Annotated in this window: 10 protein-coding genes; 4 read left to right on the forward strand and 6 right to left on the reverse strand. The window is 62.4% G+C overall.

The window, feature by feature from the left end; all coding sequences use genetic code 11:
- Window positions 1-16: 16 nt before the first annotated feature.
- Window positions 17-1,801 carry an ABC transporter transmembrane domain-containing protein gene (locus BFQ01_RS30160; RefSeq protein WP_176718772.1) on the reverse strand — a complete coding sequence of 595 codons (1,785 nt, stop codon included), beginning with the start codon at window positions 1,799-1,801 and terminating at the stop codon, window positions 17-19.
- Window positions 1,802-2,047: 246 nt separating this feature from the next.
- Between BFQ01_RS30160 and BFQ01_RS32690 the strand changes: the two genes are divergently transcribed.
- The gene (locus BFQ01_RS32690) at window positions 2,048-2,221 is read left to right on the forward strand and encodes a PA1571 family protein (protein WP_027604248.1); all 174 of its coding nucleotides are present in this window, start codon (window positions 2,048-2,050) and stop codon (window positions 2,219-2,221) included.
- Between the two features lie 54 nt (window positions 2,222-2,275).
- Here BFQ01_RS32690 and pdxB read toward each other — a convergent pair whose 3' ends face one another.
- On the reverse strand, window positions 2,276-3,421 hold the full coding sequence (gene pdxB, locus BFQ01_RS30165; protein WP_065928164.1) for a 4-phosphoerythronate dehydrogenase PdxB: 1,146 nt from the start codon (window positions 3,419-3,421) through the stop codon (window positions 2,276-2,278).
- Between the two features lie 161 nt (window positions 3,422-3,582).
- On the opposite strand from pdxB, the gene BFQ01_RS30170 reads away from it, so the two are divergent.
- Window positions 3,583-4,971: an MATE family efflux transporter gene (locus tag BFQ01_RS30170; protein ID WP_065928165.1), complete on the forward strand. Its 1,389-nt coding sequence runs from the start codon at window positions 3,583-3,585 to the stop codon at window positions 4,969-4,971.
- Between the two features lie 126 nt (window positions 4,972-5,097).
- Here the strand turns inward: BFQ01_RS30170 and tusA are convergent, their stop codons facing one another.
- On the reverse strand, window positions 5,098-5,349 hold the full coding sequence (gene tusA / locus BFQ01_RS30175) for a sulfurtransferase TusA (RefSeq protein WP_065928166.1): 252 nt from the start codon (window positions 5,347-5,349) through the stop codon (window positions 5,098-5,100).
- A gap of 27 nt (window positions 5,350-5,376) precedes the next feature.
- The gene (rlmM, locus tag BFQ01_RS30180; protein WP_046490414.1) at window positions 5,377-6,453 is read right to left on the reverse strand and encodes a 23S rRNA (cytidine(2498)-2'-O)-methyltransferase RlmM; all 1,077 of its coding nucleotides are present in this window, start codon (window positions 6,451-6,453) and stop codon (window positions 5,377-5,379) included.
- Between the two features lie 196 nt (window positions 6,454-6,649).
- Here rlmM and acnA point away from each other — a divergent pair, with 196 nt between their 5' ends.
- Window positions 6,650-9,391 carry an aconitate hydratase AcnA gene (acnA, locus tag BFQ01_RS30185; RefSeq protein WP_065928167.1) on the forward strand — a complete coding sequence of 914 codons (2,742 nt, stop codon included), beginning with the start codon at window positions 6,650-6,652 and terminating at the stop codon, window positions 9,389-9,391.
- 132 nt (window positions 9,392-9,523) lie between these two features.
- Here the strand turns inward: acnA and BFQ01_RS30190 are convergent, their stop codons facing one another.
- Both BFQ01_RS30190 and cysK read right to left on the reverse strand, forming a co-directional pair.
- Entirely contained in the window at window positions 9,524-10,462 is a 939-nt protein-coding gene (locus tag BFQ01_RS30190; RefSeq protein ID WP_065928168.1) for an aspartyl/asparaginyl beta-hydroxylase domain-containing protein, read from the reverse strand.
- A gap of 127 nt (window positions 10,463-10,589) precedes the next feature.
- On the reverse strand, window positions 10,590-11,564 hold the full coding sequence (cysK, locus tag BFQ01_RS30195) for a cysteine synthase A (protein ID WP_065928169.1): 975 nt from the start codon (window positions 11,562-11,564) through the stop codon (window positions 10,590-10,592).
- A 129-nt stretch (window positions 11,565-11,693) separates the two neighbouring features.
- Here cysK and BFQ01_RS30200 point away from each other — a divergent pair, with 129 nt between their 5' ends.
- A complete protein-coding gene (locus BFQ01_RS30200) occupies window positions 11,694-12,770 on the forward strand; it encodes a DUF748 domain-containing protein (protein WP_065928170.1) in 1,077 nt (358 codons plus the stop codon).
- The last annotated feature ends 80 nt before the right edge of the window (window positions 12,771-12,850 follow it).

Genomic DNA, 12,850 nt, shown 5'->3' on the forward strand with positions numbered 1-12,850 from the left:
TTATGCGCACCGCAACTCAGTGTTCGCTGCTCTCCTCAACCCCATCACTGAACTGCAACGCCGCCAATCGCGCATATAACGGATTGCTCGCAATCAACTGCTGATGCGTGCCCACCGCCACCAGCCTGCCCTGATCCATCACCGCGATACGGTCAGCGTTCTTCACCGTCGCCAGTCGATGGGCGATAACCAGCGTGGTACGCCCTTGCATCAATTGCGGCAACGCTTGCTGGATCAGGTGTTCACTCTGGGCATCCAGGGCACTGGTGGCTTCGTCCAGCAGCAGGATCGGCGCGTCCACCAGCAACGCACGAGCAATCGCCAATCGTTGGCGCTGGCCGCCGGAGAGGCCCATGCCGCCGTCGCCGAGGTGGGTCTGGTAGCCGTCGGGCATTTGCAGGATGAAATCGTGGGCGTGGGCGATGCGGGCGGCGGCTTCGACTTGCTCGCGCGTGGCCGCTGGGTTGCCGTAGCGGATGTTCTCCTCGACGCTGCCGAAGAACAGCGCCGGGCTCTGGGACACCAGGGCGAAGTGGCGACGCAGGTCCAGGGGGTCCAGATCGGTCAGCGCCTGGCCTTCAATCAGGATGCGGCCTTGCTGGGGATCGTAGAAGCGCAGCAGCAGGTCGAAAAGCGTCGATTTGCCCGCGCCGGACGGCCCCACCAGTGCCAGGGTTTCGCCGGGGTTGATGGTCAGGTTCAGGCCGTCGATGGCGTAGCTGTCCGGCCGCGAAGGGTAGGAAAAACGCAGGTCCTGCAGCTCCATACGGCCGCTGACGCGCTCGGGCAACTGCACTTTACCCGTGGCCGGCGCCTGGATCTCGTTGCTCGACTGCAACAGCTCACCAATGCGCTCCGCTGCACCGGCGGCACGTTGCAGTTCACCGAGGACTTCGCTCAGGGTACCGACGGCGCTGCCGACGATCAGGCTGTAGAACACGAACGCAGCCAGCTCGCCGCCGGAAATGCGCCCGCTGATCACATCCATGCCGCCGACCCACAGCATCACGCCCACCGCACCCAGCACCAGCATGATCACCAGGGTAATCAACCAGGCGCGCTGGGCGATGCGTTTGCGTGCGGTGGTGAACGCCTCTTCCACGGTCACGGCAAAGCGTTGCTCGTCCTGGACCTGGTGGTTATAGGCTTGCACGGTCTTGATCTGGCCAAGGGTCTCGGACACGTAGCTGCCCACATCAGCAATACGGTCCTGGCTCAGGCGCGACAGGCTGCGCACGCGACGGCCGAAGATCAGGATCGGCGCCAGCACCAGCGGCAGCGCCACCACCACGATGCTGGTGAGCTTGGGGTTGGTGATGAACAACAGCACGATGCCGCCGATCACCATCAAGGCATTGCGCAGGAACAGCGACAACGACGAGCCGATCACCGATTGCAGCAAGGTGGTGTCGGTGGTCAGCCGCGATTGGATTTCCGAGCTGCGGTTGTTCTCGTAGAAACCCGGGTGCAGGTAGATCAGGTGGTTGAAGACCTGCCGGCGAATGTCCGCCACCACCCGCTCACCGATCCACGACACCAGGTAAAACCGCGCAAACGTGCCCACGGCCAAGCCCAGCACCAACACCATGAACAGGCCGATGGACTGGTTGAGCAGGTGCGGTGACTGGGTCATGAAGCCCTGGTCCACCAGCAGGCGAATGCCCTGCCCCATGGACAAGGTGATGCCGGCGGTGACGATCAGCGCGACCAGAGCACCGAGGGCCTGCCAGCGGTAGGGCGCGATGAAACGACTGGCCAGGCGAATTGCACGGCGTTGACGGACTGAGAGCATGGAGGGCATCACCTGATCGGAAAGGGTTGGTACCTGCCTGCTTACATGGGGGGAACTTGCGCGAATAACAATGAGTCAGGTTAATTATGCCCGCCGATGCTGGCCCCTAGAGGCTATCGGTCTAACACCCGGCTGGAAATCCACAGCGGTTTCTGGTGGACTGGGTGTTCGAACCGGTGATCTCGTAAGGAGTTGTAACAGCGCGGTCACTCGGGGGTTATACAGTAGGTACACAACCTGATGAGGAGACAGGCCATGACCTTGCAAAACAGCAGCGATGCCAAGATTGAAGTGATCCGCCAACCGCAGCACTTGCCTTGCTCCGTGATCGACGCCCAGGGCCGCGAAGTGCAGATTACCGAAGAGATGATCCAGCAAGCGTGCCGCGAGCTGGAACAGCGACTGGTCAAGCCTGCCCAGCAAGGCTGAAGGGCCTACGCTCTTTCAAACCCGGCCCCGGTGGCCGGGTTTTTTATTCGGTGTTTAAACGGTTGCCGCGCCCAATGCGGACACGATGCGCGCCAACACCGCTGACTCCCCATTCACAATGCGCACCTTCAAGCCGTCGATTTCACGACGCTCCGGATAATGCTTGCGCAGCACGTCGAACGCCTTGCGTTGTTCTTCGACGGTACCCACCAGGCTGCGGCGGAAATCCGCATCATCACGGCGCGGGTCGTACACGCTGCGGCACAACGTCGCCAGCGCCCAGGCCGGATCGGTCGATGCGTTCAAGTGCACTTCGGCCAGCCACGGTTGCGGCAACAAGTCGCCCAACTGAATGCTCGGCTCCTGGCCCAGGTGCCCGCAGAACGCCTGATAGATCTGCGCCGTACCGCGCTGCTTGCCGTCCAGGCTGTAACCGGCGATATGCGGGGTGGCCAACACACACAGGTCGGCCAGGTCGACGTCCACCTCGGGCTCGCCTTCCCAAACGTCCAGCACCGCTTGCAGGTCTTCACGCGCCAGCAGCACATCGCGCAGGGCCGCGTTGTCCACCACCGGGCCACGGCTGGCGTTGATCAGCCAGGCGCCGGGCTTGAGGCGGTTGAGGCGGTCGCGATCAAACAGGTGCCAGGTGGAACCATTGCCGGACTTGGTCAGCGGCGTGTGCAGGCTGATCACATCGCATTGCTCGATGATCTGCTCGAGGCTGACGTAATCGCCGTCTTCGGCGATCTGCCGCGGCGGGTCGCAGACCAGCACGTTCCAGCCCAGGCCCTTGAGCACTTCGATCAGCCGCCCGCCCACTTCACCGGCGCCGACCACGCCATAGGTACGCTGATTGAGGTCGGCGCCTTCGATCTCGGCCAGGGTTTGCAGGCTGCCCAGCACATAGTCCACCACGCCACGCGCATTGCAGCCGGGGGCGCTGGACCACTGGATACCGGCCTGCTTGAAGTAATCGAGGTCGAGGTGGTCGGTGCCGATGGTGCAGGTGCCGACAAAACGCACCTGCGTGCCGTCCAGCAGGGCGCGGTTGACGTTGGTCACCGAGCGCACCAGCAGCACATCGGCCTGTTCGACGGTGGCGCGGTCGATGGAACGGCCGGACACTCGGCGAATCTCGCCAAATCCTTGGAAGAACTCATCGAGCAGCGGGATATTTTCGTCGGCAACAATCAGCATGGCAGGCTCCTTTGGCGGATCAGCAGTGTACAGGGATGCGATCTTCAATGTGGGAGGGGGCTGGCAGGTCGCTTACAAATCCCTAACACAGGTTTTTTCCTGACCGTTACGTCAAGGCGTAGAATCCGCGGCCTTGCACCCTCTTGACTGGACTTGCGTACGTGAACACTGCCACTGCCCCCCTCACCCGCCCCGCCCGCATCAGCCGGGAAGTGGGTGGCCTGCTGACGCTCGCGCTGCCGATCATGATCGGCCAACTGGCAACCACGGCCATGAGCTTCGTCGATGCGGTGATGGCCGGGCGCGTCAGCCCCCAGGACCTGGCGGCGGTGGGCCTGGGCAATTCGATCTGGATTCCGGTGTACCTGCTGATGACCGGTACGCTGCTGGCCACCACGCCGAAAGTCGCCCAGCGCTACGGTGCGGGCCACTACGGCGAAATCGGGCCATTGGTGCGTCAGTCACTGTGGCTGGCGGTGGTGGTCGGCATCATCGGCGCACTGCTGTTGCTTTGCGCCGAGCCGATCCTGCATGCCATGAAGGTCGAGCCGGACCTTATCGCCCCCACCATGGGCTACCTGCATGGCATCGCCGCCGGGATGCCGGCCATCGCCCTCTACTACGTGCTGCGCTGTTTCAGTGATGGCCTGGGCCGCACCCTGCCCAGCATGGCCATGGGCCTGTGCGGGCTGGCGCTGAATATTCCACTGAACTACATCTTCATCTACGGCCACCTGGGCGTGCCGGCCATGGGCGGCGTGGGCTGCGGCTGGGCCACGGCCATTGCGATGTGGGTGATGATGCTCGGCATGGCCGCCTGGACCCGCTGGGGGGCGGCCTACCAGAGCAGCGAACTGTTCAAGCGCTTCGACTGGCCGCAGTGGTCGGTGATCAAGCGCGTACTGGGGATTGGCCTGCCGATCGGCATCGCGATCTTTGCCGAATCGAGCATCTTTGCCGTCATCGCCCTGCTGCTCGGCAGCCTGGGCGCCACCGTTGTGTCGGGGCACCAGATCGCGCTGAACGTCAGCTCACTGGTGTTCATGATCCCCTACTCCCTGAGCATGGCCGTCACCGTGCGCGTCGGCCAGGCCCTGGGGCGTGGCGAGGCGCGTGAAGCACGCTTCGCCGCCGGGGTCGGCATGGGCACGGCGCTGGCGTACGCCTGTCTGTCGTGCAGCCTGATGCTGGTGTTTCGCGAGCAGATTGCGGCGATCTACACCCCGGACCCCATCGTCATACACCTGGCCTCGACGCTGATCGTGTTTTCAGCGCTGTTTCAGTTCAGTGACTCGATCCAGGTCACCGCCGCCGGCGCCCTGCGGGGCTACCAGGACACCCGTGTCACCATGGTGCTGACCCTGTTTGCCTATTGGGGCGTGGGGCTGCCGGTGGGGTACGCCCTGGGGCTGAGCAACTGGCTGGGCGAACCCAGCGGCCCGAGCGGTTTGTGGCAAGGGCTGATCGTGGGCTTGAGCTGTGCGGCGGGGATGCTGCTGGTGCGCCTGGCGCGCAGTGCACGCCGGCGCATTCGCGCCAACAAGGCATAAGCACAACGCGTACCCCTGTAGGAGCGAGCTTGCTCGCGAAAAACCCGAGAGCGCCGCGTTCCTTCAGGATACCCGCATCATCGTTAACGCCCTTCGCGAGCAAGCTCGCTCCTACAGGGACCGGTGTTAGTCGAGTTTTTTGCGGATCCAGTACAGATAGGTACCGGCCTGCTCCTGTTGATCCACCAGTTCATGGTCAAGGAACACGCAGAACTTGGGGATATCGCGGCGCGTCGACGGGTCGGTCGCGATCACCTTGAGCAAGCCGCCGGGCGGCAGGTCGCGGATGTGCTGGTGCAGCATCATCACCGGCTCAGGGCAGTTGAGGCCCGTTGCGTCGAGGGTGCCATCCACGGCGGTGTCGAAAATATCGCTCATTGTCTACTCCTGAAACCGGCGCTCAGTTTAGCGGGCCTTGGTTTTCTTCACATCCACCAGCCGACGCAGGTGGCAGGTCACTTCTTCACGGTCGTGATACAGCTGCTTGCAGCCGATCTCCACCCGAATGCCGCGCGCCTTGAAACCGTCCTCGATACGTTCCAGCAGGCGCTTGACCTCGGCGTAACGCTGTTTCATCGGCAACTTCAGGTTCACCACCGCCTCGCGGCAATACCCTTCGCCGATCCAGGTCTCAAGCAGCGCCGCGTTGCGCGCCGGCTTTTCGACGATGTCGCACACCATCCAGTCCACCGGCTGCTTGGGCACGAAAGTAAAGCCGTCGGCCATCAGGTGCTGCACCAGGCCGGTGTCCATCAGGCTTTCGGCCATGGGACCGTTGTCGATGGCGGTCACCAGCATGCCACGGTTGACCAGTTGCCAGGTCCAGCCACCAGGGGCCGCGCCCAGATCGACGCCGGTCATGTCGCCATGCAGGCGCTCGTCCCACTGGTCGCGGGGGATAAAGTGGTGCCAGGCCTCTTCCAGCTTCAGGGTCGAGCGGCTGGGCGCGTCCCGGGGGAATTTCAACCGCGGGATGCCCATCGGCCACATCGCCGAGTTATTCGACTCGGCCAGGCCCATGAACACTTCGCGGCCGCTTTTGAAGGTCAGCAGCAGGCGCGGCTTGCTCGGGTCGTCCACCAGCTTGCCGGCGTTCAACAAGGCTTTGCGCAGGTGCACTTCGAATTTCTTGCAGAAGTTCGAGAGTTCCTTGCCGTCATTGGTGTCGACCATCTCCAGCCACAGGCTGCCGCACACCGGGAATTCACGCAGGTGAGCGAGGATCACGCTGATACGGTCGGTTTCCGGCAGGTCGATAAACACCCCGCGCGCCCACTGCCGCGGGAAGATCAGCTCGGCAAAGCGCTGGCCGTGCATCAGGCGCTGGGCGCCGTCTTCTTCGGTGCAGACAAATTCGGCGCAGGCGCTGCCGGTCTTGGCCTTGGCGTAGCCGGAAACGTTCAGGCGCGCGGCGTGTTCCGCGATCTCGGAACAGACTTCGCCCTCAAACCCCGGGCGGCAGTGCATAAAAAGGGTGTTCATCGACTCTCCTGGTGACTCAACTGACGTTGCGCTATCGCAATGCCTGTCATGAAAACGCGCGCATGATAGCCGAGTTCGGAACCTTGGTTCTGTCCATAGAGTCCAGTAATTAGCCAGCTACTGAAAACAGGGCTAGTTTGAAAGCTCTGTTCGTCCCGTCAGGTCCGTAGCCGTGCGGACCATAAGGAGTCATGTAATGTCATCCCTTGATAGCCTGAGAACCCTTAAAACTTTAGAAATCGACGACAAGACCTACCACTATTTCAGCCTGCCCGAGGCCGCCAAGAGCCTGGGTGACCTGGATAAGCTGCCGATGTCCCTCAAGGTGCTGCTGGAGAACCTGCTGCGCTGGGAAGACAACAAGACCGTCACCGGCGCCGACCTCAAGGCCATTGCCGCCTGGCTCAAAGAGCGCCAGTCCGACCGCGAGATCCAGTACCGCCCCGCCCGCGTCCTGATGCAGGACTTTACCGGCGTACCCGCCGTGGTCGACCTGGCCGCCATGCGCGCCGCCGTGGCCAAGGCCGGGGGCGACCCGCAGCGCATCAACCCGCTCTCGCCGGTGGACCTGGTGATCGACCACTCGGTGATGGTCGACAAGTTCGGCAACGCCGACGCCTTCGAGCAGAACGTCGACATCGAAATGCAGCGCAACGGCGAACGCTACGCCTTCCTGCGCTGGGGCCAGAGCGCCTTCGACAACTTCAGTGTGGTACCGCCGGGCACCGGCATCTGCCACCAGGTCAACCTCGAATACCTGGGCCGCACCGTGTGGACCAAGGACGAGGACGGCCGCACCTACGCCTTCCCCGACACCCTGGTGGGCACCGACTCCCACACCACCATGATCAACGGCCTCGGCGTGCTCGGCTGGGGCGTGGGCGGGATCGAAGCGGAAGCGGCGATGCTCGGCCAACCGGTGTCGATGCTGATCCCGGAAGTGATCGGCTTCAAGCTCACCGGCAAATTGAAAGAAGGCATCACCGCCACCGACCTGGTGCTGACCGTCACCCAGATGCTGCGTAAAAAAGGCGTGGTGGGTAAGTTCGTCGAGTTCTACGGCGACGGCCTGGCCGACCTGCCCCTGGCGGACCGCGCGACCATCGCCAACATGGCCCCGGAATACGGCGCCACCTGCGGCTTTTTCCCGGTGGATGAGGTGACCCTGGACTACCTGCGCCTCTCCGGTCGCCCGGCTGCCACTGTGAAGCTGGTCGAGGCCTACACCAAGGCCCAGGGCCTGTGGCGCAACGCTGGTCAGGAGCCAGTGTTCACCGACAGCCTGGCCCTCGACATGGGCAGCGTCGAAGCCAGCCTCGCTGGGCCGAAACGCCCACAGGACCGTGTGTCCCTGCCCAACGTCGGCCAGGCGTTCAGCGACTTCCTCGACCTGCAGTTCAAACCCACCACCAAGGAAGAAGGCCGCCTGGAAAGTGAAGGCGGCGGCGGTGTGGCCGTGGGCAACGCCGACCTGGTGGGCGAAACCGACTATGAATACGAAGGCCAGACCTATCGCCTGAAAAACGGCGCCGTGGTGATCGCCGCCATCACCTCCTGTACCAACACGTCCAACCCCAGCGTGATGATGGCCGCCGGGCTGGTGGCGAAAAAAGCCGTGGAGAAAGGCCTCACGCGCAAACCCTGGGTGAAAACCTCCCTGGCGCCTGGCTCCAAAGTGGTCACCGACTACTACAAGGCCGCGGGCCTCACCCAGTATCTGGATAAACTTGGTTTCGACCTCGTGGGTTATGGCTGCACCACCTGCATCGGCAACTCCGGGCCGTTGCCCGAGCCGATTGAAAAAGCCATCCAGAAGGCCGACCTCGCCGTAGCGTCGGTGCTGTCCGGCAACCGCAACTTTGAAGGCCGCGTGCACCCCCTGGTGAAAACCAACTGGCTGGCCTCGCCGCCGCTGGTGGTGGCCTACGCTTTGGCGGGGACCGTACGCATCGATATCAGCAGCGAACCGCTGGGTAACGATCAACAGGGTAATCCGGTGTATTTGAAGGACATCTGGCCGAGCAGCCAGGAGATCGCCGACGCCGTTGCGCAGGTCAGCACCGGAATGTTCCACAAGGAATACGCCGAGGTGTTTGCCGGTGACGAACAGTGGCAAGCCATTGAAGTGCCACAGGCCGCGACCTATGTGTGGCAGAAAGACTCCACCTACATCCAGCACCCGCCATTCTTCGACGACATCGCCGGGCCTCTGCCGGTGATCAAAGACGTCAAGGGCGCCCACGTACTGGCGTTGCTGGGGGACTCGGTGACCACCGACCACATTTCCCCCGCCGGCAACATCAAGACCGACAGCCCCGCCGGCCGCTACCTGCGCGAGCAAGGCGTGGAGCCGCGTGACTTCAACTCCTACGGCTCACGTCGGGGCAACCATGAAGTGATGATGCGCGGCACCTTCGCCAATATACGCATTCGCAACGAAATGCTTGGCGGCGAGGAAGGCGGCAATACGCTGTACATCCCCACCGGCGAGAAAATGCCGATCTACGATGCGGCCATGAAGTACCAGGCCTCGGGCACACCGCTGGTGGTGATCGCCGGTCAGGAGTACGGCACCGGCTCCAGCCGCGACTGGGCCGCCAAGGGCACCAACCTGCTGGGGGTCAAGGCGGTGATCGCCGAGAGTTTCGAGCGGATTCACCGTTCCAACCTGGTGGGCATGGGCGTGCTGCCGCTGCAGTTCAAGCTGGATCAGAACCGCAAGGCGCTGAAGCTTACGGGCAAGGAGAAGATCGATATTCTCGGCCTGACCGAGGTAGAGATCGTGCCGCGGATGAACCTGACGCTGGTGATTACCCGCGAGGATGGCAGCAGCGAGAAGGTCGAGGTGCTGTGCCGGATCGATACCTTGAATGAAGTGGAGTACTTCAAGTCGGGGGGGATTCTGCACTATGTGCTGCGGCAGTTGATTGCCAGCTAAGGGTCGCTGGAGATCAAATGTGGGAGGGGGCTTGCTCCCGATGACGGTATGTCAGTCAAAACATCTATGACTGATCCACTGCCATCGGGAGCAAGCCCCCTCCCACATTTTGATCGCGTTTAACGCTTCAGATCAGCCGAACAACCACTTCCACAACAGCACCAGCACCACTACCGCCAGCACCGGCCGCGCAATGCGGTAAGCCTTCGGATGCTTGCGCTTCCACTGCTTGACCACGCCGCTGAACTTGTCGCTGAAGGTCTTGCTCCAGGCATACGCCTGGTTGATGCCGCCGACGCGCTCGTCATCCAGGTTCTGCGGTGCGGTGGCGCGGCCCAACTGCTTGCTGACCCAGCGGTTGACGCGGGTCATCAGGCGGTTGCTCAGCGGACGCTCGATGTCGCAGAACAGGATCACGCGGGTCTTCTCGGTTTCGTTCTTCACCCAGTGCACATAGGTTTCGTCGAACATCACGTCTTCACCGTCGCGCCAGGCATACACCTGGCCGTCGACGAAGATGCGGCAGTCGTCGGAGTTCGGCGTGGACAAGCCCAGGTGATAACGCAGGGAACCGGCAAACGGGTCACGGTGCGGGTTGAGGTGGCTGCCGCCCGGCAACAGCGCGAACATCGCGCCCTTGACGTTGGGGATGCTGCTCACCAAGGCCACGGTTTTCGGGCACAGCACCTCGGCCGATGGCAGGGGTTTGTCGTACCACTTGAGGTAGAAACGCTTCCAGCCCTTCTTGAAGAACGAACCGAAACCGGCGTCGTTGTTCTTTTCGGCGGCGCGGATGTAACCCTCGTCGAACAGGTGCATGGCCTCTTCGCGGATCACCTCCCAGTTGTCCTTGAGCACGTCCAGTTCCGGGAACTTGCTGCGGTCCAGGTACGGCTTGGACGGCACAGCCGAAAACAGGTACATCAAGGCGTTATAGGGGGCGAACAGCGCCGAATGGTTGACGAACTGGCGCAACATCGGCAAACGGGCCTTGCCGCGCAGGTGCACATACAGCGTGCTGCCGATAAACAGCAACAACACCGACAGTTTGGCGGCCAAAGAAAAGGTCATGCAGCAACTCCTGGAAATAAGCGCCTGGCCAACAGCCTCCCGGCGACGGGAGACCAGACGTGACAGCCGGCCATGATAAACAGTTGGGCCATTATGCAGAAGGCCCAGGCTGACCGGCTGACATAAATCAAGCCTGGTTTTCCTGCTCGGTAAACAAATCGCTGAACAGCATGCTCGACAGGTAGCGTTCACCGGAGTCCGGCAGGATCACCACAATGGTCTTGCCCTGCATTTCCGGCTTCTCGGCCAGGCGTACGGCCACGGCCATGGCGGCACCGCAGGAGATACCGCACAGGATGCCCTCTTCCTGCATCAGGCGCAGGGCCATGGCCTTGGATTCCTCGTCGGTCACCAGTTCCACGCGGTCGACCATCGACAGGTCGAGGTTTTTCGGCACGAACCCGGCGCCAATCCCCTGGATCTTGTGGGGGCTGGGCTTGATCTCTGCACCGGCCAGGGCCTGGGTGATCACCGGCGACACCATCGGCTCGACAGCCACCGACAGGATCGGCTTGCCTGCAGTGTTCTTGATGTAGCGCGACACACCGGTGATGGTGCCCCCCGTGCCCACGCCCGCCACCAGCACGTCCACGGCGCCATCGGTGTCGTTCCAGATTTCCGGGCCGGTGGTTTTTTCGTGGATGGCCGGGTTGGCCGGGTTTTCGAACTGGGCCGGCATAAAGTAGGTGGCCGGGTCACTGGCAACGATTTCGCCGGCCTTGTCGATGGCACCCTTCATGCCCTTGGCCGGCTCGGTGAGGACCAATTCGGCGCCGAGGGCCTTGAGCACCTTGCGGCGTTCGATACTCATGGACGCCGGCATGGTCAGCAGCAACTTGTAGCCACGGGCGGCGGCGACAAAGGCCAGGCCGATGCCGGTATTGCCGGAAGTCGGTTCCACGATGGTCATGCCCGGCTTGAGCTTGCCGGTGCTTTCGGCGTCCCAGATCATGTTTGCGCCAATGCGGCACTTCACCGAATAACCCGGGTTACGCCCCTCGATCTTGGCCAGGATGGTCACGCCACGCGGTGCGATACGGTTGATCTGAACCAGGGGCGTGTTACCGATGGAGTGCGCGTTGTCTGCAAAAATGCGGCTCATGGCGGGTCCTATTAGGCGGTTTTCAGAAAGGCTCCAAGGGTATGCCTCGTGCTGCAAAGCGTCCAGTCGAAGGAACGTTGCACCTGCCGCAGGGGTCCACCGCACCAGTATGGACAGAGGACTCTCCCCATGAAACGTCGCTACAGCTGGCCACTATGGACCATTGCCGGATTGCTGGTGGTCCTGGTCGCCGTGAGCATCGCGCTCCCTTACTTGGTGCGTAACTACCTGAATGACAAGCTCGCCGACATGGGCGATTACCGCGGCCAGGTGACCGACGTGGACCTCGCGCTGTGGCGGGGTGCGTACCGGATCAACGGCCTGGAGATCGTCAAGGTCGACGGCAAGGTGCCCGTCCCGTTCGTCAAGGCGCCGCTGATCGACCTGGCGGTGAGCTGGCACTCTCTTTGGTACGACCACGCGGTGGTGGCCAAAGTGCTGTTTATCCAGCCCGAGGTTAACTTCGTCGACGGCGGCGCCAACAAACAAGCCTCCCAGACCGGTAAGGGTACCGACTGGCGCGAGCAGTTGAGTAAGTTGGCCCCCATCACCCTCGACGAAGTACGCATCGAAGACGGCAAGATCGCCTTCCACAACTTCAGCTCCAAGCCCGTGGTGAAGATCGACGCGACCGACGTCAACGCCAGCTTCTACAACCTGACCAATGTGGTTGACGTCAAAGGCCGGCGCGACGCGCGCTTCGACGGCAAGGCCCTGCTGCAAGGCCAGGCCCCGCTGGAAGCCACCGCCACCTTCGACCCGCTGAGCAATTTCGAGAACTTCGAGTTTCGCTTCCGCGCCAGGGACTTGCAGCTCAAGCGCATGAACGACTTCGCCGCCGCCTATGGCAAGTTCGACTTCAAGGCCGGCACCGGGGACGTGGTGATCGAAGCCCAGGCGGAAAAAGGTCAATTGACCGGGTACATCAAGCCGCTGCTGCGCGACGTGGAAGTCTTCGACTGGCAGCAGGACGTGGAGAACAAGGACAAGAACATCTTTCGTTCGATCTGGGAGGCCGTGGTGGGCGCCAGCGAGACCGTATTGAAGAACCAGGCAAAGAACCAGTTCGCCACCCGCGTGGAACTCAGTGGCAGCGTGCACCAGCAAAATGTCAGCGCGTTCTCCGCATTTTTGGCGATTTTGCGTAATGGTTTTATCCAGGCGTTCAATGCGCGCTATGAGCAGCCCAAGCCCAGCGCAGATTAAAATGTGGGAGGGGGCTTGCTCCCGATGGCAATGTTTCAGCCAACAGATTCATTGGCTGATCCGCCGTCATCGGGAGCAAG

This window comes from Pseudomonas sp. 8 R 14, from assembly GCF_900005955.1.
Taxonomy (GTDB): Bacteria; Pseudomonadota; Gammaproteobacteria; order Pseudomonadales; family Pseudomonadaceae; genus Aquipseudomonas; species Aquipseudomonas marginalis.